The organism is Hymenobacter ginkgonis (assembly GCF_009755225.1).
GTDB lineage: Bacteria > Bacteroidota > Bacteroidia > Cytophagales > Hymenobacteraceae > Hymenobacter > Hymenobacter ginkgonis.
Genome location: NZ_WQKZ01000003.1, coordinates 801,585 through 827,331 on the forward strand (window position 1 = coordinate 801,585; position 25,747 = coordinate 827,331).

Below are 25,747 nucleotides of genomic sequence, written 5' to 3' on the forward strand. Positions count from 1 at the left end.
GCGCGCACTACCTTTGGCCCCATGCGCAGCGCAGGGGCCACGTCATCGAATCAGAATAAACCCGCGCTGGTGACGGGGCCGGTCATTGCGCTGGCCTGGCTGCTGTTCAGCGGGTTTATGGTGCTGCTGATGTTCGGGCAGAACCTCTCTGTGGGCACGCCCACCCATTGGGGCGAAACCTTAGGCGGGCGGCTGCTACACGGCCTGCTTTGGGGCCTGCTCACGCCGCTGGTCTTTGCGCTGGCCACGCGCTTCGACCTGACCGAGCGCCGCCACCGCCTGCCCCACCTGCTGGTGCACGCCGCTGCAAGCTATGGGCTCGCACTGGTTTTTCGTCTGGTTTACGCCGGGCTAATGACCGTTTTTGGGGCCCAGCCGGGGGCCTTCTCGCTGCCTACGGTCATTCTAAATGCCAATAATTGGGTGCCTGTTTATTGGATGCTGCTCTGCGTTGCCTACGCCGTGCAGTACCGTGAGCGGTTTCGCCAGGGCCAAGTGCAGGCGGCGCAACTGGAAACGCAACTGGTGCAGGCGCAGCTGCAGGCGCTAAAAATGCAGCTCCAGCCGCACTTTCTGTTCAATTCCCTGAACGCCGTTTCGGCCCTGATGGGCACCGATGTGAAGGCAGCCCGGCGCATGCTGGCCCAGCTCAGCCAGTTTTTGCGCCTGGTGCTGGAGGGCAGCGATACGCAGGAGGTGACGCTCGCCCAGGAGCTGCACCTGACCCGCCTGTACCTCGAAATCGAGCAAACCCGCTTTCCCGACCGCTTGACTGTGGCCTACCACATCGCGCCCGGCACAGAAGCTGCGCTGCTGCCCGCCCTGCTCTTGCAGCCAGTAGTGGAAAACGCCGTGCGCCACGGCCTGGCCCCGCAGGCGGGGGTAGGGGAGCTGGCCATCAGCGCCCGGCAGCAGGCCGACCGGCTCATTGTGCAGGTGCAAGACAATGGGCGGGGCACCACCGATACTGCCGTGCGAGGCATCGGCTTGCGCAACCTCGAAAGTCGCCTAGCCACCCGCTACGGCGCCGACTACGCTGTGACTGTGGAAACCGCGCCCGGCCAGGGCTACTGCCTCCAATTGTCGCTGCCCTTCCAGGCCGCAGTGCCCGCCAATCCAAACTCCCTACCTGCATGAGCACGAGCCTGCGCACCCTATTGGTAGATGATGAGCCGCTGGCCCGTGGCCTAGTGCGGGAGTTGCTGGCCGACTTCCCGGAAATGACCATCGCGGGCGAGTGCCAAAATGGCCTCGAAGCGCTAGCCGCCCTGCAAACCGGGACGTACGACGTGGTCTTTCTGGACGTACAAATGCCCGACCTCGACGGGGTGCAGGTGCTGCAACGCCTGCGCGACGCGGGTCAGCCGCTGCCGTTGGTAGTGTTCGTGACGGCCTACGACCAGTACGCCGTGGCCGCCTTCGCGCTGCACGCGGTCGATTATCTGCTCAAGCCGCTCGACCCCGACCGGTTTGCCGAGTGCGTGCGCCGGGTGCAGCAGCAGGCGGCCCAGCGCCACAGCCAGGCCGCGGGGGCCGACCTGGCTGCCCTACTACGCGCCTGGCCGTTGCCGGCCGGCACCAGCCCTACCCCCCCGGTCGAGTACCAAGACCGGTTTGTGGTGAAGCAGCCCGAGCGGCAGTTTTTCGTGCCCGCGGCCGACGTGTGTTACCTTGAAGCCACGAGCAGCGGCGTGCTGCTGCACACGGCCCGGGCGGCGCACCTGGTGCGCGCCGCGCTGGGGCAGCTGGCCGAGCGGCTCGACCCGGCCCACTTCCTGCGCATCCACCGCTCGTTCGTCATCAATACCGGCCACATTGTGGAGTTCAAGGCGTGGGCCCACGGCGAGTACCTGTTTCGCATGGCCAACGGGCAGCACGTCAGCTCGTCGCGCAGCTACAACGCGGCCATCCAGCAGTTTTTGAAGCGCTTCGCCTAGCTGCCGGCGGCCAAAAAGGCCAACTCAGGGCCGGATAAGGCCACCTGGCCGCGAGGCCCTAGCAGCGGCTCAAAGCCGCCCGTAAGTTTGATTGTCAAGCAGGTAGCCCTCCGGCTATCTGGTGACGGAGCGAGTGCTCCGCCAATCTCACGCAGTCTAAACTTCCTCTCAAATCACATGGCACCCTCCACCGCCACCTTCTCGCAGCCGGCCAATACGGTCCGGGACTTACGCCTCCTGTATTTCGTGCGCGCCGCTTTTGCCTTCGTTTGGGCCGGCTTGCTGGCCGCCAAACTTCCGGCCCTGACGCCCTTGCTCCTGCTGCTGTATCCTACCTGGGATGTGGTAGCCACCTTTGCCGACCTGCGGGCCAGCCGCCGCAGTAGCCTGGCCGCCAATGGGTCGCGCTACCTCAACATCGTCATTGGCTTGGTTACCACGGTAGCCGTGGCCGTGGCCCTGCAACAGAGCACGGCGGCAGTGCTCCTCGTCTTCGGCGTATGGGCTATTTTGACCGGGTTGATTCAGCTTGTGCTGGCCTGGCGGCGGCACCGCGGCGTGGGCGGCCAGTGGCCGATGATGCTGAGTGGCGCGCAATCGGCCGTTGCCGGCTGCTTGTTCATTGCGCACGCCCATTCACCAGAAATGGGTCTCAACACCTTATGGCGGTATGCCGCGTTTGGGGGCTTCTATTTCCTGCTCGCGGCCTGGCGGTTGCGTTCCTCGGCGCTGGCTACTTCATCGGACTCAGTTGCCTAGCTGCTGGTAGGCCGACGTTCTCTCCCGCCTATCTAGCTGTTTAGCAAGTACTAATTTCTTACCATACGAAACCTCATGTTCCCGCTCTCTCGAATCGCCGCCTCCATCCTAACCGCTGGCCTGCCACTCGTAGCCGGTTCCCCCACTGCCCAGGCCCAAACCGCGCCCACTAGCATCCGTAACATCGTGCTAGTGCACGGGGCCTATGCCGACGGCTCAGGCTGGAAAGGGGTATATGACATCCTCGTCAAAGACGGCTACTCCGTGAACCTGGTGCAGGAGCCGCTGACCTCGCAGGCTGAGGACGTGGCCGCCGTTAAGCGCGTACTGGCCCGGCAAACGGGGCCCGTTATCTTGGTGGGGCACAGCTACGGCGGGGCCGTAATTACCGAAGCTGGTACCGATGCCCAGGTGGCCGGGCTGGTCTACATTGCGGCCCACGCGCCGGACGCGGGCGAGAGCACCACCTCCAACAAGAACAAGCTGCCCGGCGCCACCAAAGCCGTGGCCGCCACCCCGGATGGCTTTCTCTTTATCGACCCGGCGCACTTTGCCGCCGACTTCGCCGCCGACCTGCCGCCTGCGCAGGCGGCCTTTATGGCCCACGCCCAGATGCCAGTCGCCGCGGTTGCCGCGGCAGCCCCCATCAGCGTGCCCGCCTGGAAAACCAAGCCTAGCTGGTACCTGGTGGCCGGGGCCGACCGCATGATTAACCCCGACCTGGAACGCATGTACGCCGCCCGCGCCCACAGCCACACCATCGAGATTGCGGGGGCTAGCCACTCGGTTTATATCTCCCACGCCAAAGAAGTAGCGGCCCTGATTGAGCAGGCGGCGCAGCAGGCCGGCAAATGAGACAAACAACGTGGGGAGTACCCTTCTTTCCTCCTAGGTCCTTACGTAGTTAACGTTATGTTCGAAGCCCTGCAGCAGCACCTGCGCCAGACCGTCAAGTTGCCCGAAGCAGAATGGGCGTTTGCCGCGCCGCACCTGCGCCGATTGCATCTAAACAAGCACGAGGCCTTTGTGGTGCCCGGGCAGGTGTGCCGGCACCTGGCCTTCGTGGAAACCGGGGTCTTGCGCTCGTTCCTGACTACCACCGAGCGGGAGGTCACCAATGACTTTTTTCTGCCGGGCTCCTTTGTGAGTGCCTTCACCAGCTTCATTACCCAGGTGCCCTCGGTGTGGACGGTACAGGCCCTGAAACCCTGCGAACTAGTCGTTTTCTCGCAGGACTTTCTGCAAACCCTTTACGCGCGGCACGGCGCTTGGCTGTATTTCAGTAAGGGCTTGATGGAAACCGAATTCATCAAAAAATGCCGCCGCGAAAGTTCGTTTCTGCGCCACGCCGCCGACCAGCGTTACCACGCCTTACTCCAGCAATACCCCACCCTGGAACAACACGTGCCGCAGTATCACATCGCCTCGTACCTAGGCATCCAGCCCGAAACCTTGAGCCGCTTACGTGCTCGGCCGACGCCTAGCGCCGCTTTTTCTTGATGTACATCAAGGCATTGGGCCCCCCGGGCCAAGACCTTTGGGGAGTTATTTTTCACCCCTTAATCCCTTGGCCTCATGCCTATTTTGCAAGTCAAACTCAGCGCCCACCCCACGCCGGAACTCTCCCACCAAGTTGCGGCGACGCTCGTCGAGATAACCGCCCGTATTCTGCATAAAAAGGCAGATCTCACGTCCGTCGCGGTGGACTATGTGGCGCCGGAACACTGGATAGTCGGGGGTAGGAGCTTGGCCGAACATGGCAAAGCCAGCTTTTTCCTGGATATCAAGATAGTCGATGGCACCAACACCAAAGACGAAAAAGCGCACTATCAACAAGAAGTATTTGCCCGCATGGGCGAGTTGCTGGGCGACCTGCACCCCGAAAGCTACATCTACGTGCACGATGTGCGGGCCGAGGCCTACGGCTTCGGTGGCCTGACGCAGGAATTTCGCTACATTCAAGCGAAGCTCTCGGCATAAAAAGAGGGAGTGCAGGTATTATTTCCGGAGCGGATTGGGTAGCAATTGGCTGGTTAGCTACAGCAACAGTGGTAAGGTGAAGGAAAGGTCAGAAAATGAGTCCCTCTACTTAGGTCAGCGCCTGCTGCCTGCAGGTGGCCCAGTCGGTCGCTGTATTTGTATAGCGGGGCCCAAATTGGCGCGGTACTCCAGGGAGAAAGCTTTGGCAGGGAATATGAACCCAGGCGCAAGAGGAAGCAGAGAAGATACTCGACTATACGGGGCTGGCTGGTACTGCTTTTGAGTAGCTGTTATAGTAAAGAGAAAGCTTAGCTATGTTACCCAGAAGAAGCTGTTGTAGTTGCCGAAGTGAAACGCTAATGGAGGTTGTCTTCGGCTAACGCAATTCTGGTGGCCGGAAGCGGGTTTAAAAACAAGGCCGCAAGCTGCGTAACCTACATCTGCCAGCAATCGACCAAATTATCACCTGGGAAATAGGCGCGTGCACCGGAAAGGATAGTCATCGCAGCTTGCGCAAATCGGGAGCTAAAAGGAACAGGCACATGAGACTGTTAAGGGTTTTCTAGAAACGTCTGATTAGTTGGTTAAGCTGTTGAGCAAGCTGCGGGAAGCCACAACGTGCCCCCATCGATTCGACGGCCACGGCGGGCATTAAATGATGGGGGATAATCTATTACGATAGCCTCCGTATGCCGGCCAACTCTGGGGTAGTGCTGCACGACCTCCCCGGCCGGCTAGTTATTGGCATTGTGCTGATTTCCAATTTCCAAGTATCCTGCTAGGGTGGCAGCGGCGCAAGAGCGAGGTGGTGCGGGCGCCAAGCTGTTTTCTTTGGCGCATGAATCAGCTCCTTTTTGCTGGTTTCTTGGCCCTGGTTGGCGGCTGGGCTACGCCGGCGGTGGCCCAGCCGGCGCAATACCGAGCCGCGCAGGATTCGCTGACGGCCGAGCTGGGAACCCTGCGTGGCCAGGGTTATTTCAACGGGTTTGGGGTGGCCATCGTGAGCCGGCAGGGCGTGCTCTACCAGCACGGCTTTGGCCTGGTCGATGTGCAAGCCGGCAAGGTGTATAGCATCCACACGGTGCAAAATATCGGTTCGGTTTCTAAAACAGTGGTGGGCCTAGCCCTTCTCAAAGCCCAGGAGCTGGGCAAGTTGCAACTCGACGACCCCGTCAATAAGTACCTGCCTTTCCGGGTAGTGAATCCGAATTTTTCGGAGGTGCCCACTACCATCCAGCAGCTGGCTACCCACACGTCTAGCATCCGCGACAACGATTTTTACCTGAGCAAAAACTACTACCTGAAGCCCGGCCAGAATCTAACAGTTCTGCCGCTGGCATTCGAGGACGAGCAGACGTTTGTTCCCGCCGATTCGGCAGTAGCGCTGCCCGTGTTTCTGCAAAACGTGCTCACGCCGCAGGGCAAGTGGTACCAGCCAAAGGGGTTTCTGAACCGCCGGCCGGGCGAGCTGTATGAGTACTCCAACATGGCCACTGCTTTGGCGGCCTACATCATCGAACGCGCCTGTGGCCAGCCGTTTCCACGCTTTACTGCCCGTTACATCACTAAGCCGCAGCACCTGCGCGATTCGGGTTGGAGCTTTGGCGAAATTGATTTTTCGCGCTACTCTCGCCTCTACCAGTCGCCCACCGTGCCCTTACCCTACTACGGGCTGACTACCTACCCCGATGGCAACTTCATCTCGTCGGTGGCCGACCTGGGCACGTACCTGCACGAGCTGCTGCGCGGCTACTACGGACAGGGCACCGTGCTGACGCCGGCCAGCTACCGCGAGCTATTTCGGCCCGAGCTAACAGCGAAAAACTTTGAAAGCCGCAACGAGTGCAACCCCTACAACGAGTCGTACAACGTGGGCATCTTCATGGCTTTCGGCTACACCAGCTACGTCGGCCACACCGGCGGCGACCCGGGCGTAGTGACGCTGCTATTTTTTGACCTCAAATCCGGCATAAGCCGCGTGTTGCTGCTCAATACCAACCTGGCGGCCCGGGCCGGCGGGACCACCATATTCAAAATCTGGGATACGCTGGTCCGGTATCAACACCGGGTAGTTTCCTGATGCCTGCGCCGCCCTAAGTCACTTGGCGCGGGCCGCCCACTTCACTTACAGACTGGTCACGAGTTTAGAACATGAACAGTAAGAACACCACGAGGTCCACTCCGGCGATACCAGTCAGTACATAGCATCCGAAGTGGTCGCCTCGGCTTTGGGCTAGATAGCCGAGGCGACCACTGAGTTGCTGAGAAAAGCCGCTGACTACAACTATTTTGCTACCCTAGCACTACTACCTAACAACCAAGGACCAGCGCTCCGTTATCGACGCAATGTTGACCATGCGCCTGATGCTTTGCTCATTTGCGTTGGGGCTTCAACTCGTCGGGGCTGTTCTTGGTGAAGGTGCTGAACTGCTCGCGCGAGGGCGTTTCAAACAAGTCCTTCACCACGGCCAGCTCCACGGTGGCAGCGGGCTGAAAATTAGCTGATTGAGCATAGCGCAGCAGGCTGTAGTAGAGCTGCCGGGCGGCGGGGCGCTGGGCGTCGGCGGTGGGCGCGAGGTTGGCGCTGGTGACTAGCAGGCGGCCGGGACCTACGCGGGCTTCGAGCACCAAGGCCAAGCGGCGGTTTAGAAACCAGGTGTCGATGGGCTGCACGATGGGCCGGAAGCCGGGCGGAAAATCCTCTAGGTGCATCACCTGGGCCTGATTCACGATTTCCCACCACTGCAAGTCGCTGTGCGCATCGGTGGGAAAGTCGGCCAGGGCCGGGTGGGCGGGGTTCACCACGAAGCCCGTGACGTGTGGCGGGCGCATCTTGAACCACGACGTATTCCAGAACACGGGCGTGAAATTCATGGCCACTTCCTTGCCTTTCACCACGGTGCCGGCCGCATTCAGCAGCACCCGGCCGCCCCGCGCCAGCACCTGCTGCGCCCGCGCATCGAGGCGGGTGCACACGTACACGTCGCTTTTGGGCAGGGCCGGCAGCTGGGCCGGGTACACCCAGAAGCTCCAGTCATTGGCCACATCGGTGCCGGGCAGGATGATTTCTAGCGTGAGCTTGGTGGCGGCAGTGATGCTAGCCAGCGGCAGGCGCACGGTGCCCAGCGGCGTGTTGGTGCCAGTGGGCACGGCCACCGGGGCAAAGTTGCCCTGTGCCATTATCTGCGTACCATTTTTGATGGACCAGGCCAGGGCGGTGGCGGGCATATTTTGCGCTCCGTAGTGCGCCAGCTCGGCGGTAGCCTCAAAGGTTTCATTGTTAGTAAACACGAACTTGGGCAGCCGCGCCAGCGGCACTGTGGGCTGGCAGAAGCGCCGGTACTGCGCCGCCGTGATGTAGCCTTTCTTCCGAAAAAACGGATTCAGCACGCCCACCAGCGCCGTGCCCTGGCCCGGAAAATCCTGCAAGCCCAGCAGCTGAAATCCCGCCAGACCGGGCGTGCGCAGCGTGGCTTCAATCTCGCTTTTGTAGCACAGCGCTTGCAGCTTGCCCGATGCTTGCAGGAATGCCTCGGCCTGGTCGGCCATACCCCGGCCGGCGAGGTCTTGCTGAAACAGCTCCAGGTTGCGTGCCTTGTACACGCCGGTGTACTGGCTGATTTCCTTGAAATCGGGGAATACACACCATTGGCCCATTTCGTGGGTGATGTAGGGCATGGTAAATTTCTCAATGGCAGCGCGGTAATCGAAGGTGCTGTTGGGCTGCTCTTTAACCCAAGGCAGGCCGCGCGCGCCCGATTTTATCATGTACTCATTTTCAGGCACCAGCGGCCAGCTCATGGCCACCGAGGCACCGGTGTAGAGGCGGCGGCTATCGCGGGCCTGCCAGAACTTCACGAAGTCGGCCAAGTACTTGGCTTGATTGCGGCCGGCGGGCTCGTTGCCGGCGGCCAGCAGGCAGTAAGAAGCGTGGTTACCGTAGGCGGCGGCCATGCGGGTGGTTTCGTCGTAGATAAACTGGTCGATGGGCCGGCCGTCGCCGAGCGAGGTGCCGTGGTTGGGCCAGCTCGGCCCCTCGGGCTGGAGGTAAAAACCCAACTGGTCGGCCGCCGCAAAAGCTGCCTCGGGCGGGCACCACGAATGAAAGCGCACATGGTTGAAGCCGTGGTCTTTCATAACACCCAGCACGCGCAGCCAGCTGGGCACATCAGTAGCCGGGTAGCCGGTCAGCGGAAACTCGCCGTTGTGCAAGTCGCCGCGCAGAAACACCGGCCGGCCGTTCACTAGCAGCCGGTTGCCCTGAACGTTGATTTCGCGCAGGCCAAAGCTGGTGCGCTGCTCATCGGCCAAACCTTTCTTGGGTTGCAGCGTGGCCGTGAGCTGATAAAGCGCGGGGTGAAACTCGTCCCAGAGCTGCGCCGCCTCGCCCATAGTTAATGTCATTTCCACGGCCGTTTCGCCCGGTTTGGCGCTGAAACTGATACTGGCCGGCGCCACTTGGTGCGGGGTGGCGGTGTTGAACGCCTGTGCTGCTAGCTGTACCGTACCGCTGACGGTTTTGAGCAAACTGTTTTTTATCAGTAGCCTAATCAAGGCCGTGCGGTGGGCCACATTGGGGTACACCTGCACACTTTGCAAAAAAACGGTTGGCCCGGCCCGCAGTTCCAGCCGGCCAATCATCCCGTTCCAATTGCCCTGAATGTGGTCGGACACGCTGTGCGAATCGGGCCCGACGTTGAGCACTGTGAGGCGGTTATCGACCCGCACCGTGAGCGTGTGCGCGCCGGGCGTGAGGGCCGCCGTGAGGTCGTATTCGTGCGGAGCTACCAGCGAAGTTTGCTGGCCGATTTCCGTATTATCAACCCAGACGCGGGTCTGGTAGTGGGCGCGCTCCAGGAATAGCACCAGCCGACGGCCGCGCCAGGCCGTCGGAATCTCGACGGTTTTCTGGTACCAGGCCGCGCCTACGTAGTAGGTGGCGGGCGTGAGCCAGAACGGGATTTTGAAGTTGTCGGGCTGGCGGTACTTGGCCATGCGCGGGTTGAAAAACCACGAGCTGTCGTAGATGGTAGCCGTCCACTTCGTGCGCAGCGAAATGGGGTCGCCCTTGCCGTTTTCGGCCATCGAGCCGGGCAGGCGTACAGTTTCGGGCAGAGGGGTAGCAAACCAGCGTTCCGCTACGCCGGCATCCTGGGCATCAGCCCGAAAGCGCCACTCGCCGGCCAACGGCAGTATTTCGGCCGCCCTCAGCTGGCCCGGCCGGCCGCCAAGCAGCCCCAGCAGCGCCACGCAAAAAACAATAAAAGAGCGCACGGTTATTCTTTAAGAGTTAAACAGTTAAGGCTTGGTTGTGACCACCAGCCGGTAGCGCGGAATGGCCTCGACCTGCCGCAGCTCGCTCACTTGCCCGCTGGCCGGGAAGCTGGGCCGCCGGCCGTCTTCGAGGTAGATGGGGGCGTCCTGGCGTAGCGGCAAAATGCTCAGTCGCAAGGAGCGCTGCTTGAGGTCGGGGGCAATGTTGCGGTAGCTTACCCGCCAGGGCGCACCGTTGTAAAAGTCGTCGGTGAGCAGGGTAGTACCTGCCGCCAGTCGGATGGCATCGCCGGCGTAGGTGAAGCGTAAAATGACGTCATCCAGGTTATTTAGATTAGCATTAGTCAGCGCAATGCGCCAGCTTGCTGCCTGCTGGTAGGCGGTATCGCTGGGCTCTACGGCACCTTTGGCCGGCCCGCCCTGGCGGATGGGCGGCACCGGGCCGCCTGGCTGCTCAATCTGCGCCGTGGCCCCGATGGTGCGGGCTGGCGCAGTGGCTGCGTAGGTTTGAAACACGCCTTCCAGGCTGCCTTTTTGCAGCGGCAGGCTGCCGCTGGGAGTGGTGGGTAAGGCCGGGAAAATGCCGAGTGCAAAGGCCGGCTCTCCTTCGCTTTGCAGCTGTATCTGGCTGTGGTCGAAATAGATTTCCTGGGGCGTGTGCACCAGCCGCTCGGCCCCGGCCAACGGCGCTTTCCAGGTGTGGCGGGCCTGCTCCTCGGTCAAAACCAGTATGCGCACGGCCGGCCCGGTGCGCGGCTGCACCGTAAGCGCCACGCCAGGGCCAGGCACGATGCCGGCCACCCGGAACTGCCCATCCACGGCGGCTACCGGCCCGCTGGCTGCGCTAACTTCCTGCACACTGACGGCATCAAACACCAGCTCGGCCGGAATGCCGGGCTGGGCAAAGAATACATAGTAGGGCTCATTGCCAACCTGCAACTTGGTGAACAGCTGCGCGGTGGCGTATTTCAACTGCGCCCCGCCCAGGTCGAGGTTGAAGGGCCAGATGAAGTAGCTGCCGGCCGGCACGGTGATGGGCTGCTGCGGAAACGTGAGCGTTTCGCCCGGCAGCTGCACCGTGAACTGCACGCCCGGCCACATTGGCGTTGGGTAGTTGCGTACGTAGTTGTTGAAAAACAGAAAGCCGCGTTGGCCCCGGGTGCGCACCGCCCAGCGCGGCACCATGAGGTCGGCAGCGTTGGCGGGCTGCTGCGCGGGGGCGTGCGGGGCCATGGAAGCCAGCAGCGCGCCAAAATCGTTGAGGAAATAATGCACCAGCTTGAGCTGGCTGAAAAGCGGGCTCTCGGCCCCGGTTTCGCCCAACGGGGCCTGAAAATCATAGCCGATGCGCGGCAGGTCGTTGTAGCTGCCGGTGCGGCTCGACTCTTGCAGCCACGACCGCCGGCCGCGCGGGTTACGGCCGCCGTGAAACATGTAGTAGCCATACAGATTCACGCCCGAACCCAACTGAACCGGCAGCATAGATGCCACGTCGGCCGGCGCGAGCAGGGGCCGGCGGCGGTACATCACCGGAACTCCGCCCCCGAATTCAGCTCCTAAAAAGGGATAGTGCGCCAGTTGGGCGGGGTTGTTGCGCACGGCAGTTTCGCCGCCCTGGATGCCCAGGTTGCCACCCTCGCGGCTTTTGAACCGGAAATTATACACTTCCACCGGCGGCATTTTGGACGGGCCGCGGCCCCAGGGCTCGTCGGGATAGCCGCCGAACACGGGCAGCACTTCCTGCTCGGGGTAGCGGGCGCCCTGCCAGCCGGTTACGGTGTAAAGCGGCACGTCGAAGCCCTCGGCCAGGGCCATTTTCTTCAGCTCGGCAATGTGGATTGCGCCCTGGCCGGTTTTGCCGCGGTTGTACTCGTTTTCGAGCTGAATGCCGATGATGGGGCCGCCGTCTTTCCAGAGCAGGCCGCGGGTTTGGGCGCGCAGCTGATGCCAGTAGGGGCGCACGGCGGCCAGGTAAGCGGGGTCGTTGCTGCGCAAGGCGCTGGCCGGCAGCTCTTTTACTACCCAATCAGGGAAGCCGCCGTTGCGCAGCTCGGCGTGGTTCCAGGGGCCGATGCGGGCCAGCACCAGCAAGTTGTGCCGGGCGCAGAGCTGGAGAAAATAGCGAAAATCCCGGTCGCCGCTGAAGTCGAATTTGCCCTTTTCTTCCTCGTGAAAAATCCAGAACAGGTAGGTAGCCACGATTTGCACGCCGCCGGCCTTCATTTTGAGCAGCTGCGCCTCCCAGCGTGCCCGCGGGAAACGGGCGAAGTGAAACTCGCCCATAACCGGCAGCCAGGGCTGGCCGTCGCGGGTGAGGTACTGGCTGTTCACGCCCAAGGTGTGGCCGCCGGGCGCGGTGCTCGTGCCCAGGCGCAGGTAGCCGGTTTCGGGAGGCGGGGTGGGCGCGGTGGCATCTACCATCAGCGGTCCGGTTTGGGCCTGAGCCGGCCTGGCCGCGTCGACTACGAGCAGGAAAAGAAAGTTGATGAACCAGGTTTTCATAAAGAGAAGGCCGGCCGCTATCCGACAGCAGGCGCATCAGCTGCCAGCGTTTCGAGCAGCGCCAAGTGCGTGTGAGCCCCAAGGTGGGCGGCATCCTGCCGCAGTACTTCGTGGAAAGCGGCTTCGGCAGCAGTGGGCTGGCCCAAGCCGGAGTGGCCTAAGCCCATCAGGTACTGGCAGTGGATGGCGTTGCGGCGGCTGAGGTCGTCGTCGAAAATCAGCAAATCGGGCAGCGACACGGCAAAATAGTCCAGCTGCACGGTGTCGTGCTGGTGCTCTTGACTGTAGGCCAGCAGCTGTTCAAATCGGGTTTGAGCCGCGTCGTGCTGGCCCAGTTGGCGCAAGGCCAGGCCTTGGTAGAATATCTTGTCGGGCTGCTGGTCGTTGTAGAACAGCGCGGCGGCGGGTGCGGCGCTGCCAGCAGCGGCCTGCTGCCAGGCTTGGCGGGCCAGCGTAAGCTCGCCCAAGCCCTGGTAGGCACAGCCGAGCCAATAATGGGTGTCGTTTTCCTGAGCGCCAGGTAATTTGCCTTCGCCCAGATTGGGTGGGTAGGAAGGGGCCAGCGCCTGCGTGAGCCAAGCTACTGCTGCCGCGTAGTGCCCGGCGCGCAGGTCGGTTTTAGCTAGCTCGACCAGGCTGTGCAGGTACTGGCCAGCCACCTTGCCCTCGCCGCCTTCCCAGGGGTGAAACTGCCGCGCCAATAGCAGTTCGCAAGCCCGCGCCGGCTGGTTCAGCAGGTTGTGGAGCGCCGCTCGCTCCAATGCCAAATCATCCCGAAACTCAACCAATACGGGGTGGGCTTTGAAATGCGCTAACCGCGCCTGTGGGCTGTGATTGAGGCGCTTGCGCAACTGGTCGAGTTCCATAAATACCCGAGCGTCTCCTGGATTCAAGGCAAAAGCCCGCTCAAGGAAGGCCAATGCTTGCGATGGGTCATGGCGCTTGTTGAAATACGCCAGGCCCAGGTTGCGCCACACCGTGGCGAAAGTGGGCTGGCGAGCCCCGGCCTCTTCCCAAGCCGTAATGGCCTCGGCGTACTGCCGCTTATCATACCACAAATTGCCGAGTAAGTAGGGGGCCTGGGCATCAGCGGGGAGGGTAGCGGTAGCCCATTGCAGCGCCGCCGGGTCTTCGAGCCGGTTGGGGAAATATAGGCTGGCGGGCGTATCGGCCGCGGCTTGCAAGTGCGACAGCGCTGCTGCTTCGTTGCCAGCCAAATGGTGAAAATGAGCCAGATGGTAGCGCAGCAGCAGGTCGGGCGCAGCCAGGGGTAGGGCCGAATAGAGCAGTTTGATGGCCTCGCTGTAGCGGCCGGCAGCGGCGTAATCGAGAGCATATTCGAGGTAGTTATGGGCTTCAGCGCGGGCCAACTCGTGCAGCTGGGCCAAACTGTGGGCGGCTTCTACGGGCTGGCCGAGGGCTTCGTAGCTAGCCGACTGCTCAGCCAACGCACCCAGGTTGAACCCATCGCGTTCGAGTGCTACGATGCACGTTTGCAGGGCTTTGTCAGGCTGGTCGAGTTTGCGCAGAGCTACCGCTTGCAGCACATAGGCACGGCCGTTGCGGGCGTTGCGGTCTAGGGACCAGCCCAGGTGTGTCAGGGCCCGCGCGTAATGGCCCCGCGCAAGGTCGAGCTGTGCTACTGCGAAGTAGGCGCCGTCTTGCCAGGCGCTGCTCCAGGTGGCTTTGAAAAACGCCTCGTAGGCCTCGTCCGGCCGGTTTTGGTATTTCAGGCTGAGGCCCAGATTATAATAGGCCTCGCCGTCGTAGGGGTTGGGGTTGCGTTGGGTGAGCGTGGCCACCGCCTGCCGAAAATACACCTCGCTTTGAGCAAACTGACCCCGGCGCAACAGCCACAGGCCGAGAGCATTGTTACAACGGGCGTCGGAGGGGTCGCGGCGCAGGGCTTCCTCGTAGTACGACACGGGGCTGTAGGTGGCGTGGCGGTACTGTTCCAGGTGCTGGCCGGTGAGGAAAAGTTGCTCGTTGCTGGTTACCTCGGTGGGGGGTAGGGCGGGGCGGGCGGCTTCGGGCAGGGCGGCCTGGCGGTTGGTGGCGGGGGCGTAGTGCAGCAGTTCGGTGCCAGCCGCGCCGAGCACGCGCATGTGCAGGTCGGACTCCGTCGTGCCGGGCGGCATAGGCAAGCGCCGGGCATAAGGGCGCTCAGGTGCCAAGTCCTGAGTTTCGTTGAGGACTAGTTGACCGGCTACCAGCAGCAACACCCGGCAGTCGGGCTGCGCCGACGTGGCGAACACCTGTACTACGGCTTCGTTAGCAGTTAATTCTACATTCAGCAGTACGTCCTGGGTGGCGTTTTTGACCACGCCCAGCGCTCGGTAAGGCAGGAAATATTGCGTGAACGTCTTTTCCTCGTAGGGCATCAGCCAGCTGAAATCCGGCTGATTGTCCGTGAACAAGCCCGTCATCAGTTCGATGTAGGGACCGTCTTCGTCGGTGAGATTGCGGTCCCAGGCGCGGCCAAAATCACCGTGGCCCCAGGTCCACTGCTTCTTGCCGGGCGATACGTGGTGGTCGGCCACGTGTAGCAGGCCGGCCTGGGTGTCGTGCTCGTAGCCGCCTACAAAGTCATAGGCCGAGTTGATGGCCATGTAGGAGGTTGGCACCGGGATATTTCGGTAGCGCGAAATGTCGGTGCCTGGCGCGTAGTCGACCTTATAATAAGTGCCCGTGGCAATGGGAAACGCCGACACGTCGCGCTTGCCGTGGTCGAATACGGCGTTGACATCGGGCGGAAACACTGACTGATAGTCGTCGTTGACGCGCACGGCGGGGTTGGCCCACCATAAAAACGTCTGGGGCAGCGGTGTGCGGTTGTAAAGCTGGGCCTTGATTTCGAGGTAGGCGCGGCCGGGATACAGCGTAAAGCCGGCCAGCCCCTTGGTATGGAACATGCGCTCTACCTCATTCACCCACACGGTTTTGCTGCCGTCAGGGTGCTCTTCGAGTCGGTAGTCGATGGGCGCAAACGTACTGGGCCGGTGGTGCTGGGGCCAGTTGAATTCGATGCCGCCCGAAATCCACGGCCCCGTGAGGCCCACCAGCGCGGGTTTAATCACTTGGTTGTGATACACAAAATGGCGCTTTGCCAGCTTGTCGTAGGCCAGCTGCACGCGCCCGCCCAGCTCGGGCAAAATCATGATTTTCAGGTATTCATTCTCCAAAAACAGCCCCACGTAGGGCTGGTCGGTCTTAGTATCGTAAATCTTATCGACGATGGGATGCGGGTACACCGCGCCGCTGCTGCCCTGATACACCCGATTCTCGAAAAACATCGGGTTGCGGTCGGGCTCACCGATGCCATAGGTGGGAATGAGTACGGTTTCCTGCCAGATGTAGACTTCGGAAGTGGGCATAAGTATGAGTTTTTTATCTATATCTGAAACTATCTGGCCATGCAGAAAACTACTCGGTCATGCAGAGCGCAGCGAAGCATCTCGCGTGCTTCAACTAACTCAATCGATTGAGAATTACTACCCCACGCGAGATGCTTCGCTACGCTCTGCATGACTGGGCGGTTTGTCCTCAATGCCGGGCGAAGGTGCCTTCTAGCTGCTCCAGCGTCTGGCCTTTGGTTTCCTTCACCTTGGCTCGCACGAAGAAGAAGCCCGCCAGGCAAATACCCGCGTACAGATAGAACGGCCCGTAAGTGCCAATAGCCTGAACCATAATGGGAAAGGTGAATACCAGCATGAAATAGGCACCCCACAGCGCCACCGTCGCCACCGACGAGGCCACGCCCCGGATGCGGGTCGGGAAAATCTCGGAAATCACCACCCACGTCACCGGGGCCAGCGACAGCCCATAAGTGCTAATGGCCGCCAGCACCACCCCCGACACCAGCCCAGGTGCGGCGTGCGTTTGCAGCAAAAAAGCCAGCGCTAGGTAGCTCACCGTCAGTCCCAGCGCCCCAAACAGCAGCAATGGCCGCCGCCCCAATCTATCGACTAAGAACATAGCTACCAGTGTGAAAGCCAGATTTACCACGCCAATACCAATGGTTTCGAGCAGCTGGCGGTTCAAGTCAGCGCCCACTGCTGCGAAGATGGTACTTGTGTAGTTGAACACCACATTGATGCCGCAAAACTGCTGGAATACAGCCAGTACTACCCCCACCACCACGGCCGGCCGCACGTCGGCGCTCAGCACATCACGAAACCGGGCCTTGGGTTCGCCACTGCTTGCCCGCGTGGCCAATTCAGCCAGCGTGGCTTCCACAAAGGCGGGGTTGCCGATTTTATGCAGCACGGCTTCGGCCCGTGGTACCTGGCCCGCCTGGGCCAGCCAGCGGGGGCTTTCGGGCAGCCACAGCACGCCCACCAAGAACAGTATTGCCGGCACTGCGCCCAGCCCAAACATCCAGCGCCAGGCATCGGGGCCTTGGTCAGCTAGCAGGTAATTCACCAGATTCGTCACCAGAATACCTACTACCACGGTGAGCTGGTTGATGGCCACATTGCGCCCCCGCACGGCAGCCGGCGACACCTCAGCGATGTAAAGCGGACTCAGCATCGACGCCATGCCCACGCCAATACCAGCCGCAAAGCGCGCCACTACAAACAGCGCTAGGCCCGGCGCAAAGGCCATCGCCAGCGACGACCCGGCGAAGATGCCCGCCGCCAGCAGCAGTCCCGGCCGCCGCCCATAGCGGTCGGCCAGCTGGCCCGCCACCAAGCACCCGGCCATGCAGCCCAGCGCTAGGGAGCCCGTGAGAAAGCCTTCCCACCAGGCATCGAGCGCAAACTCGCGCCGCAAAAACGGCAGCGCCCCCGAAATCACCGCAAAGTCGAAGCCGAACAGATAGCCGCCCAGCGCTGCAATGAAGGCAATGCCCACCACGTAGGGCGTATTGACGGCACTGGTACCTGGGGCCGGCGGGGCGGGAAGAACGTAGGGCATAGCGGGTGGGAACAGTAGAGCGAAGCAGCACAAAGGTGGAAAGTACACCCCCGAACACAAATAGCTTTTCCAACTGAAAAGATGGACAATACGCTTATATTTGGGTTCGTCAAAAGTACTTCCTCGCCTGTATGAAAGACGGTTTTCGGGGGCAGCGCTCGTACAGCATGCCTGCCCCGCTGCTCGCGCAGCTGCTCGCCCACCCGTTGTGTCAGGGGCTGTACCTCACCGATATCGGTTTTTACCCCGCCGCTCGCTTACATAAGCGGGCGCGGCGCGCGGGTAGCCCCCAGTACATCCTGCTCTACTGCGTGCACGGCGAGGGCTGGTACCAGATAGGAGGGGAGGGGCGGCGGGCGCTCAAAGCCAACCAATGGATAATTCTGCCGGCCGAAACGGCCCATCGCTACGGAGCCGACGATGCCACTCCCTGGACTATTTATTGGCTGCACTTTGCAGGCTCGCAAGCTGCCGCGCTCTATACCTATTTATGCGAAAGCTCTTTGGGTAAGCCAATTACTATAACGTTTGCCGACGAGCGGCTGCGTTTGTTTGAAGCCATTTTCGCGCAACTAATGCAGTTGCCCGAGCCCGATAGCCTGGTGCAGGCCTGCCTCCACTTGCCACACTTTCTGGCTACGCTGGCCCCAGTGGGAAGCCTTGTGGCGCAGCCCACCGCTGCCGCCGAGGTAGTAGCCAACTCCATTACCTACATGCGGCAACATTTGGAACGGGCCGTGACGGTGCCCGAGCTGGCCAAGCAGGCGGGGCTGTCGGGCTCGCACTATTCGGCCTTATTTCGGGCTCAGACCGGGCGGCCGCCCATCATGTTTTTTAACTCGTTGAAGGTGCAGCGAGCCTGTGAGCAGCTATTGCACACTGCTTTGCCAGTCAAGGATATAGCAGGGCAATTGGGTGTTGAGGATGCGTATTATTTTTCCCGCTTATTTACAAAGGTGATGGGCAGTTCGCCCCGGCAGTTTCGGCAGGCGCACGCGGGGTAGTAAAAGGGTAGGGGTAACAACACTAGGAGGAACAGGTAAGGGTAGAAAAGTACGTCAAAACGACTACAGCGCTTTGGGTCAAACAACGTTTTATTTCGCTATTATTGCCCACGGACTAGGTAGTGCTACAGTGAGCATGTGCCTTAGCCGTGGAGCCAGCCATGCTAATGACTTGCGCCGCGCCGTAGCGGTCGCTGAGCATACCCAGTACGGGGGCCGAAAACAGCGGCATCCCCAGAAAAAGCGCCGTACTCAGCTACAGCTGCATCAGGCCGCGCACAAAGGCTGGCAGCACCGGCCCGATGGCCGAGCTCGCCACCACATCCAGAAACAGGATAGTGATAATTAACCAAATGCGGTGGTCAAGGGAAGTGCTGGGTACGAGGGGTTTCATGAGATGCTATGTTCTGGCAGCCAGCCAAGTGACTGGCACTAAAAAATAATCCGGTCCAGCGTAGCTGAACCGGATTATTTTTTAGTGCTATTTAGCAAATACTTACACTGACAGCTTACCTTCAATAGAGTCGTCCAAAGTCTGGCCGATGGCGGCCCCAATAGCTGTTTTGACCAACGCCACGGCGTTGCCGTGTTTGTTGTCCCAGTAGTAGCCATCCGTCACGGCTACCTTGATAACGGTGATACGCGGGTCGTCTTCGCCCTCTGTAAACCAAGCCTTCAAAATCGGATTCCACAACTCGTGGATGCGCGCTTTATCAGTCGAGATGGTAGCTGTGCCCACCACGCTTAGAAAGTCGGAATGCGCCGAGCCCTGAAAGAGTAGCTGCACTCGGTTGTCTTCCTGAAGCTCCTGGTTTTTGTGGCTGTCATTAGAGCTGAGAAACCAGAAATTGCCTTCCTCATCAACCTGCTGCACGGCCATCGGCCGGGTGGCCGGCACGGTGGCGGCCCGAAACTTGGTGCTGAAGAAGCAGGTGTTGGTTTTGTTCGCCAGCTCTTTGATTTTCTTCACCGCGTCGGCTTGGTGCAAGTCTTCGTGGTTGTGCTCGGGTTGTTGTTGATTGATGCTGTCCATCAGGCAAATAGTTAGGAAAAGGAAAGAATGAAGCCACTAGCTGGCGTAGGCCTTACGAGTATACTTAGCGCAGGTTGGCAACTTATCTAATCGTCTTTTTCGCTGCCCGATTTCTAAACACGCTCTTCAGTCTTTCACGACATACGAAAGGGTAAGACCCCATTCTCTCCAAATTTACTTGACCACTTCAGTAAGCAATAGGCGTTACTTAGCGGGTGCCACCCCGCTGGTTGTCTGCACGATAGGCTTAATAGTGCCGTCTGAGTTGTAGTGCAGCTCATCGACGCAAATGGAGCGCCGGTAGCTGCCGCCGGTGGGCAAGGAGCCGTTGTGGTAGAAGAAGTAGCTCTTGCCCTTGTAGTCGATGATGCCGGGGTGAGTCGTGAAGCTGTTGGGCACGTTGCCTTGGATGATGCCCTGGTACGTCCACGGGCCGGTGGCGCTGGGGGCGGTGCAGTAGTCAATCATTTCGGGCTTGGTGCCGGCGCTGGCGTACACGAGGTAGTACAGCTTTTTGCGCTTGTACACCCAAGGACCTTCGATGTAGTTCTTGGGGGTGAAGGTGATGATGGGGCCGGCCAGCTCCGTCATGCTGTCCTTGAGCTTCACCCACCGGCAGCTGCCGTTGCCCCAGTAGAGGTAGGCCTGCTTATCGTCGTCGATGAACACGGTGGGGTCGATATCGTCCCAGGCGTGCGGCTTATCGGTGGTCATCTCATTCACGATAAGCGCCTTGCCGATGGCATCCTTAAACGGGCCGGTGGGGCGGTCCGACACGGCCACGCCGATGGCCGCGCCGCCCTGGCTCTGGTCGTCTTTCTTATGAAACGTGGCCACAAACCAGTAGAACTTGCCGTTGCGGTACACGCACTGCGCCGCGTAGGCATCGCCGGTGGCCCAGGCGAAGGTCTTGGGCGAGAGACGCTTGCCGTAGGACTGCCAGTGCACCATGTCGGTGGTGGAGTAGATGCGCCAGTCGGGCATCTTGTAGTTCGTTTCCTGCACCGAGGCCGTGTCGTGGCCGGTGTACAAAAACAGCGTATCGCGGTACACTAGCGGCGCCGGGTCGGCCGTGAAGGCGTCTTTGATAATCGGGTTTTGCGCCCGCAGGGGCTGGCTGGCGCCGGCGGCCAGCAGGCCCGTGAGCAGAAAAAGAAAGGTCTTTTTCATCGAAACAGCATAGGAAAATTCGAAAGAAGCGAAAGCAGAAATTACCTAAAACAGCGTCTGGGCAAACAGGTACAGGTCGTGCCGCCAGACGGGCCAGGTGTGGCCGCCGAAGTACTCGCTGTAGGCGTACCTGATGCCTAACTCATCCATTTTGGCCCGCATCACTTTGTTGTTGGCGTAGGCGATGTCGGCCGGCCCGCCCATCGAGAGCCACAGCTGCTTGAGGTTGGTGTTGATGGTGCTCGCGTTGGCCTTCATGAAGGCGTACTGCGGGTCGGACAGCTGGGGGTTGTTGGCGAAAAAGCCCGAGCTGAACACGCCCAGATACTGGAACTGGTCGGTGTTGCGCAGGCCGGCGTAGAGCGTTTGCAGGCCCCCGAGGGACAGCCCGGCCAGCGCCCGGTTTTGGGCCCCGGCTGCTACGCGGTAGCTGCTTTCCACCACCGGCAGCACGGTTTGCTTCAGCTCGTCCTCGAAGCGCTTGAGTGTGCCTTCGTTGAAGCCAGCTAGGCCGCCGGGGCCGCCCATATTGCCGTCGAGCATCACCACGAGCATGGGCTTGGCCTTTTGGGCGGCAATCAGGTTGTCCAGAATCAAGTCGGCTTTGCCTTGCTTGGCCCAGCCAGTTTCGTCTTCGCCGCCGCCGTGCAGCAGGTACAGTACCGGGTACTTGGTGGCCGTATTGGCGTCGTAGCCGGCCGGCGTGTACACGTAGAATTGCCGCCACGAATTCGTGACTTTCGAGTAAAAGCGCTTCCGCAGCACCTGGCCGTGGGGCACATCTTTAAGGGCATAAAAGTCGCCGCCCCGGTACGGGACTTCGATGCCGCTGGCCATGCGTCCCATGCCGTAGAAGGTGTCGCTGGCGGGGTCGGCGATGGGCAGGCCGTCGAGCACCAGCGAGTAGTAGTGCAGGCCCCGGCTCAGGGTGTCGGTCGTCACCGTCCAGGTACCGCTGCTGTCTTTCACCATGTCGTATTTCCGCACCAGGTCTAGCTGGGCCTGCTGCACGCCGGGGGCCTTTAGGCGAAATACGGCGCGGTTATCGGGCAAAATCTGCGGGTATTTGGCGTTGCGCACGTTGGTGGCGGCCGGCGTGCCTAGCACGGTGTAGGTCGGCAGCGCTGCCACATCCACGGGCTTAAACAGAAACTGCGAGAACATGTACAGCCCGTTTTTCCAAACCTTAAAGTCATGCCCGCCCGCTTCGAGGTAGTACACGTGCGGCACGTTGTGCTGGTAGAGGTAGTCGTGGGTGCGCTGGCTGATGGGCAGCAGCCCGTCGGCGTCGCCGCACGAAATCCAAAGCAGCTTGAGCTGCTTTTTGGCTTTTTCGGGGTCGGGCACCAGCTGCTCGGGCTGCTTGGTGTTGGGAGCCGACGAAAAGCCGCCTACCCAGGCAAACTTATCGAGGTGACCGAGCCCAAAATCCAGCGACTGGCCCCCGCCCATCGACAGCCCGGCAATGGCCCGGTTTTCGCGATTAGTAAGCACGGGGTAGTGCTTTTCGACGTAGGGAATGAGGTCGGTGAGCAGGTCTTTCTCGAAGTTGGCGAAGGCGGCTACTTTGTCGGGGCCGTAGATATTGCCAATGGGCCGGTCGTCGGGCATGGCCCGGCCGTTAGGCATCACCACCAGCATCGGCTTGAGCTTGCCCGCCGCGTACAGGTTATCCAGAATCACCTGCGGGTGCCTGCCCTTCAGCCATTCTTTCTCGTCGCCACCGATGCCATGCAGCAGGTACAGCACCGGGTACTTCTTCTTTTTGGAAAACCCCGGCGGCGTGTACACCAGCGCCTTGCGCACCGTGCCCACGGTTTTCGACGGGTAGCTGACGCTGTCTATCCGGCCAGCGGCGATGCCTGCCACCGGCTGGTCGAAGCCCTTGGGCGCTTCCAGCGGCGTTATTTTTTGAGCAAACGCGCTGCTCGCGCTCAGCAAGGCAACGCTTAGCATGGTGGGAAATACGTTTTTCATAACGCAGAAGAAAGGTTGGCCAACGAGGTATTGAAGGCTGTCTGAGAAGTTTGAAAAATGAAAACCGCCCGTCATGCTGAGCTTGCCGAAGCATCTCTACCGCTTCGTTGAGCGGCCCAGACGAAGCGGTAGAGATGCTTCGGCAAGCTCAGCATGACGGCCTGGCGATAGGAGGCCTGGCGACGGTTTCTATGCTCACTCAAACTTGACCCAGTCAATTGCCACGGGGCTATTCGTTTGGGAGGAAACGACCAGCGTATGCGTGCCGGGCTTGAATGCAGTCAGGGGCGCCTTCACCTCCTGCCACTGGCTGCCCTTGGGCACGGTTACCTGGGCTAGCAGCGGGCCAGTGGCCCCGTCTAGCCGCAGCTGTACCGTGGCGCCCGCGGCAGCCTGCGTGCGGAGCGTCACTGTGCGGAGCGCTTGCTTGCCGAAGGCTACCCCATTGTACTGCACCCAGGCCTGGGGACTGGCAAACACGGTTTTCCAGCCCTGAAACTTGTTCAGGGTATCCAGGAAGGCGATGGACGCGCCGTGGCTGCTCAGGCGGCTGTAGCGGTCGAGCTGAATTTTCTGCCGGGCGTCAGTCAGGCCCACGCCGCGCAGGGTGGGCACCACCTTACGGATGGCACCCGTGGGCTCGAAAAACAGGCTATCCAAGCGGATAGACCGGTTTTTGTCGAAGCTTGGCGACAAGTCGTTGTGGTGGTAAAACAAGTACCACTGGTTCTCGAACTCCAGAATGGAATGGTGGTTGGTCCAGCAGCCAGTGGGCGACTCGTCCATGAGGACGCCCTGCACCGTGAACGGCCCCAGGGGGCTAGTGCTGGTGGCGTATTCGAGGCGCTCGGTTTTGTTGGCTACGTGCGGGTAGGTGAGGTAGTAGGTGCCGTTGCGCTCAAACAGGTAGGGACCTTCCTTGAGGCCTTTGGTCGGCAGCTCGCCCAGCGTCTGGGGCTCGGAGGCCAGCTCCAGCATGTTCTCCTTCAGCTTGGCCCCGTAGATGTTGCCCTGCGACCAATACAGGTAGGCCTGCCCGTCCTTGTCAATGAACACGTTGGGGTCGATGCCGCGCACTCCCTTGATGGGTAGCGGCTGCGGCACGAAGGGCCCGGTAGGCTTATCGCCTACGGCCACCCCCACCGTAAAGCCCTTATTGATAGTAGTATCCCGCGGGGTAGAGGGGAAGTAGAAGTAATACTTGCCGTTGCGGTAGCCGCAGTCGGGCGCCCACATGCTGTAGCTGTCGGGCTTCACCCAGGGCACCTTGTTTTGCGTCACTAGCACGCCGTGGTCGGTCCAGTCGGTGAGGTTGGCGGAGGAAAACACGTGGTAGTCCTCCATCGCAAACCAGCCGACACGGCCGCGCCCTGGGGTGGCCAGAATATCGTGCGACGGGTACACGTACACCCGGCCATTAAACACGCGCGCCGACGGGTCGGCCGTGAACTGGTTGGTAATAAACGGGTTTTGTGCCCTAACAGTGCTTCCCAACAGCGGGCCGGCCAGCACGCTCAGGAGATAAAACAGTCGGTAATTCACCATCAGGTCAGGGAGGGGGTAAGGGGTGGGGTGGCAGGCGCAGTGTCGCGCAGCTTACTTCGGCGCGGTGGTCGTGTTCGCAAGGCGGAAATAGTCGAAATCGGCGTAGCCGCCGGGGTTTTTGGTGGCATAGGAGAAAAGCCCAAAGCGATAGCCCATAAAGTGGGGTAGCGTGTAGGCCATTTTGAGCGGCCCACCAATGGCCTGCCACGTGCGGCCATCGAGGCTGTAGTAGAACGTCGCCACGTCCTTGCGCTCCGTAAAGTCACATTCCGCCTTCAGGTAAACGGTAGCCTGCGTGAGCGGCAGGCGTTGCAGCTCGACGGGCTTTTCCGACTCGGCGCTGACCATGACGATGGCTTTGGCGCCGTTGCGGTAGTCTACCCCTACCAGGCCGTACCGCTTTTGCACGAGGGCCAGGCCGGCCAAGTCCCCGTCCTTCAGGTGCGACACGTCGAGGGCCGTCGTGCCGGTGCAGGTCGGGCCGATGGTGCGCTGGGTCAGGGTGTTGCGCGCCAGCAGGAAGGAGGTGTCCACGCGGCCGGTTCGGAGGCGCAGGTAGCCAGTGCGGGCGCTGAGCGACCACAGGGCGTTGTCGGGGTTGTGGTTCCACTGCCACACCAGCGGCAGGGCCGGCTCGCCCGCCCGGCGCGCAAACTCATCGGAGGCTACCAAGCCGGAAATCAGGCCCTGGCTGGGGGGTAGGGCCAGCGTTTGGGGCACTTTGCCTGCCGTGCCCAGCACCGGCCAGCCCGCTTGCCACTGCACCGGCACCAGGTACGGAATGCGGCCTACCGCGCCAAAATCGCGGAACAAGTACGCAAACCACTCCCCGCCGGGCGTGTCGATGAGGCCGCCCTGAGCCACGCCCAGGTCTTGCAGCGCCACGCGGCCCTCGTAGGGCCCCTGAATGTTGTCGGCCCGGTGCACGATGACCGTCCGCATGCCGCCCTTGGGCCAAGTGATGTTGAAGAGGTAGTACTTCCCCTTGATTTTGAACAGCTGCGACCCCTCCGCTGGTAGGCCGAGATTGGGGCCGGCCGGGGCGCTGGCATTCTCGATGATGACCTGCGGCGTCGTGCCCGGCTGGAGGCCCGACACGTCGGCGGTGAGTTCGGCCAGTTGAATCTTGTCCGAGCCGTAGACCATGTACACGCGGCCATCGTCGTCGAAAAACAACGAATGGTCGTGCAGGCTTGGCCGGAAGGAAATCGCTTTCCAGGGGCCTTTTTCAATGTTTTTGGTCGAATACACGTGCGTCTTGCCCGTGGTTTGGGCAAACGTACTGACGTAGTACGTGCCCTGGTGGTAGCGCAGGCTGCTGGCCCACGAGCCGTGCCCGTAGGTGCTCTGGCCGGGCGCCAGGTTCAGGGCATCGACGCTGGCCAGGGTATCGTAGGCGTAGCTCACTAAGCGCCAGTTAACCAAGTCCTTCGACTTCATGATGGGCACCCCCGGACTCAGGTGCATAGTCGTACTGCTCATGTAGTACGTTTTGCCTACCCGAATCATCGACAGGTCGGGCACATCGGCAAACAGTACGGGGTTTTGCGCCTGCTGCCCTTGCGCCAGCCGCGGCGCACCAACGGCCGCCGCGAAGAGGATGCCGACGAGTAAACTACTCCGCTTCAGAAAGTAAAGCATAGCTGAAA

Annotated in this window: 18 protein-coding genes; 8 read left to right on the forward strand and 10 right to left on the reverse strand. The window is 61.1% G+C overall.

The window, feature by feature from the left end:
• The first annotated feature begins 21 nt into the window (after nt 1–21).
• The 7 genes from GO988_RS14750 to GO988_RS14780 all read left to right on the forward strand — a co-directional run bounded on the left by GO988_RS14750 (nt 22) and on the right by GO988_RS14780 (nt 6,756).
• A complete protein-coding gene (locus tag GO988_RS14750) occupies nt 22–1,137 on the forward strand; it encodes a sensor histidine kinase (protein ID WP_157566760.1) in 1,116 nt (371 codons plus the stop codon).
• A complete protein-coding gene (locus tag GO988_RS14755; protein ID WP_157566762.1) occupies nt 1,134–1,937 on the forward strand; it encodes a LytR/AlgR family response regulator transcription factor in 804 nt (267 codons plus the stop codon). The genes GO988_RS14750 and GO988_RS14755 overlap by 4 nt, the downstream gene beginning before the upstream one ends.
• Nucleotides 1,938–2,114: 177 nt before the next feature.
• Complete coding sequence (locus GO988_RS14760) at nt 2,115–2,696, forward strand: DUF308 domain-containing protein (RefSeq protein WP_157566764.1); 582 nt, start codon at nt 2,115–2,117, stop codon at nt 2,694–2,696.
• Between the two features lie 75 nt (nt 2,697–2,771).
• Nucleotides 2,772–3,551, forward strand: a complete 780-nt coding sequence (locus tag GO988_RS14765) for an alpha/beta hydrolase (protein ID WP_157566766.1) — start codon at nt 2,772–2,774, stop codon at nt 3,549–3,551.
• 57 nt (nt 3,552–3,608) lie between these two features.
• On the forward strand, nt 3,609–4,196 hold the full coding sequence (locus GO988_RS14770) for a Crp/Fnr family transcriptional regulator (protein ID WP_157566767.1): 588 nt from the start codon (nt 3,609–3,611) through the stop codon (nt 4,194–4,196).
• 75 nt (nt 4,197–4,271) lie between these two features.
• Entirely contained in the window at nt 4,272–4,676 is a 405-nt protein-coding gene (locus tag GO988_RS14775; RefSeq protein ID WP_157566769.1) for a tautomerase family protein, read from the forward strand.
• 838 nt (nt 4,677–5,514) lie between these two features.
• Complete coding sequence (locus tag GO988_RS14780; protein ID WP_157566771.1) at nt 5,515–6,756, forward strand: serine hydrolase domain-containing protein; 1,242 nt, start codon at nt 5,515–5,517, stop codon at nt 6,754–6,756.
• Between the two features lie 293 nt (nt 6,757–7,049).
• On the opposite strand, the gene GO988_RS14785 is transcribed toward GO988_RS14780, so the two are convergent.
• The 4 genes from GO988_RS14785 to GO988_RS14800 form a co-directional block, all read right to left on the reverse strand.
• Nucleotides 7,050–9,950: an exo-beta-1,4-galactosidase gene (locus GO988_RS14785; RefSeq protein ID WP_198172774.1), complete on the reverse strand. Its 2,901-nt coding sequence runs from the start codon at nt 9,948–9,950 to the stop codon at nt 7,050–7,052.
• A 24-nt stretch (nt 9,951–9,974) separates the two neighbouring features.
• Nucleotides 9,975–12,452 (reverse strand): beta-galactosidase, encoded by a 2,478-nt coding sequence (locus GO988_RS14790; RefSeq protein ID WP_157566774.1) that lies wholly within the window; start codon nt 12,450–12,452, stop codon nt 9,975–9,977.
• A 17-nt stretch (nt 12,453–12,469) separates the two neighbouring features.
• On the reverse strand, nt 12,470–15,826 hold the full coding sequence (locus GO988_RS14795) for a DUF5107 domain-containing protein (protein WP_157566776.1): 3,357 nt from the start codon (nt 15,824–15,826) through the stop codon (nt 12,470–12,472).
• Between the two features lie 169 nt (nt 15,827–15,995).
• Nucleotides 15,996–17,369 carry a sugar porter family MFS transporter gene (locus GO988_RS14800; protein ID WP_157566778.1) on the reverse strand — a complete coding sequence of 458 codons (1,374 nt, stop codon included), beginning with the start codon at nt 17,367–17,369 and terminating at the stop codon, nt 15,996–15,998.
• Between the two features lie 131 nt (nt 17,370–17,500).
• On the opposite strand from GO988_RS14800, the gene GO988_RS14805 reads away from it, so the two are divergent.
• Nucleotides 17,501–18,373 (forward strand): AraC family transcriptional regulator, encoded by an 873-nt coding sequence (locus GO988_RS14805; protein WP_157566780.1) that lies wholly within the window; start codon nt 17,501–17,503, stop codon nt 18,371–18,373.
• A 256-nt stretch (nt 18,374–18,629) separates the two neighbouring features.
• Here the strand turns inward: GO988_RS14805 and GO988_RS14810 are convergent, their stop codons facing one another.
• The 6 genes from GO988_RS14810 to GO988_RS14835 all read right to left on the reverse strand — a co-directional run bounded on the left by GO988_RS14810 (nt 18,630) and on the right by GO988_RS14835 (nt 25,739).
• Nucleotides 18,630–18,767: a hypothetical protein gene (locus GO988_RS14810; protein ID WP_157566782.1), complete on the reverse strand. Its 138-nt coding sequence runs from the start codon at nt 18,765–18,767 to the stop codon at nt 18,630–18,632.
• 102 nt (nt 18,768–18,869) lie between these two features.
• A complete protein-coding gene (locus GO988_RS14815) occupies nt 18,870–19,406 on the reverse strand; it encodes a pyridoxamine 5'-phosphate oxidase family protein (RefSeq protein WP_157566784.1) in 537 nt (178 codons plus the stop codon).
• A 204-nt stretch (nt 19,407–19,610) separates the two neighbouring features.
• On the reverse strand, nt 19,611–20,576 hold the full coding sequence (locus GO988_RS14820; protein ID WP_157566786.1) for a glycoside hydrolase family 43 protein: 966 nt from the start codon (nt 20,574–20,576) through the stop codon (nt 19,611–19,613).
• Between the two features lie 45 nt (nt 20,577–20,621).
• Nucleotides 20,622–22,553 (reverse strand): alpha/beta hydrolase-fold protein, encoded by a 1,932-nt coding sequence (locus GO988_RS14825; protein ID WP_157566788.1) that lies wholly within the window; start codon nt 22,551–22,553, stop codon nt 20,622–20,624.
• Nucleotides 22,554–22,748: 195 nt separating this feature from the next.
• Nucleotides 22,749–24,098, reverse strand: a complete 1,350-nt coding sequence (locus tag GO988_RS14830) for a family 43 glycosylhydrolase (RefSeq protein ID WP_157566790.1) — start codon at nt 24,096–24,098, stop codon at nt 22,749–22,751.
• Between the two features lie 51 nt (nt 24,099–24,149).
• The gene (locus GO988_RS14835; protein WP_157566792.1) at nt 24,150–25,739 is read right to left on the reverse strand and encodes a glycoside hydrolase family 43 protein; all 1,590 of its coding nucleotides are present in this window, start codon (nt 25,737–25,739) and stop codon (nt 24,150–24,152) included.
• Nucleotides 25,740–25,747: the final 8 nt, after the last annotated feature.

What these genes read in the sequence shown, in the direction of transcription:
- GO988_RS14835 (WP_157566792.1), bottom strand. Translation starts at nt 25,739, where the DNA reads ATGCTTTACTTTCTGAAGCGGAGTAGTTTACTCGTCGGCATCCTCTTC.
- GO988_RS14825 (WP_157566788.1), bottom strand. Translation starts at nt 22,553, where the DNA reads ATGAAAAACGTATTTCCCACCATGCTAAGCGTTGCCTTGCTGAGCGCG.
- GO988_RS14765 (WP_157566766.1), top strand. Translation starts at nt 2,772, where the DNA reads ATGTTCCCGCTCTCTCGAATCGCCGCCTCCATCCTAACCGCTGGCCTG.
- GO988_RS14790 (WP_157566774.1), bottom strand. Translation starts at nt 12,452, where the DNA reads ATGAAAACCTGGTTCATCAACTTTCTTTTCCTGCTCGTAGTCGACGCG.
- GO988_RS14820 (WP_157566786.1), bottom strand. Translation starts at nt 20,576, where the DNA reads ATGAAAAAGACCTTTCTTTTTCTGCTCACGGGCCTGCTGGCCGCCGGC.
- GO988_RS14805 (WP_157566780.1), top strand. Translation starts at nt 17,501, where the DNA reads ATGAAAGACGGTTTTCGGGGGCAGCGCTCGTACAGCATGCCTGCCCCG.
- GO988_RS14780 (WP_157566771.1), top strand. Translation starts at nt 5,515, where the DNA reads ATGAATCAGCTCCTTTTTGCTGGTTTCTTGGCCCTGGTTGGCGGCTGG.
- GO988_RS14750 (WP_157566760.1), top strand. Translation starts at nt 22, where the DNA reads ATGCGCAGCGCAGGGGCCACGTCATCGAATCAGAATAAACCCGCGCTG.
- GO988_RS14755 (WP_157566762.1), top strand. Translation starts at nt 1,134, where the DNA reads ATGAGCACGAGCCTGCGCACCCTATTGGTAGATGATGAGCCGCTGGCC.
- GO988_RS14800 (WP_157566778.1), bottom strand. Translation starts at nt 17,369, where the DNA reads ATGCCCTACGTTCTTCCCGCCCCGCCGGCCCCAGGTACCAGTGCCGTC.
- GO988_RS14795 (WP_157566776.1), bottom strand. Translation starts at nt 15,826, where the DNA reads ATGCCCACTTCCGAAGTCTACATCTGGCAGGAAACCGTACTCATTCCC.
- GO988_RS14760 (WP_157566764.1), top strand. Translation starts at nt 2,115, where the DNA reads ATGGCACCCTCCACCGCCACCTTCTCGCAGCCGGCCAATACGGTCCGG.
- GO988_RS14775 (WP_157566769.1), top strand. Translation starts at nt 4,272, where the DNA reads ATGCCTATTTTGCAAGTCAAACTCAGCGCCCACCCCACGCCGGAACTC.
- GO988_RS14810 (WP_157566782.1), bottom strand. Translation starts at nt 18,767, where the DNA reads ATGAAACCCCTCGTACCCAGCACTTCCCTTGACCACCGCATTTGGTTA.
- GO988_RS14830 (WP_157566790.1), bottom strand. Translation starts at nt 24,098, where the DNA reads ATGGTGAATTACCGACTGTTTTATCTCCTGAGCGTGCTGGCCGGCCCG.
- GO988_RS14770 (WP_157566767.1), top strand. Translation starts at nt 3,609, where the DNA reads ATGTTCGAAGCCCTGCAGCAGCACCTGCGCCAGACCGTCAAGTTGCCC.
- GO988_RS14815 (WP_157566784.1), bottom strand. Translation starts at nt 19,406, where the DNA reads ATGGACAGCATCAATCAACAACAACCCGAGCACAACCACGAAGACTTG.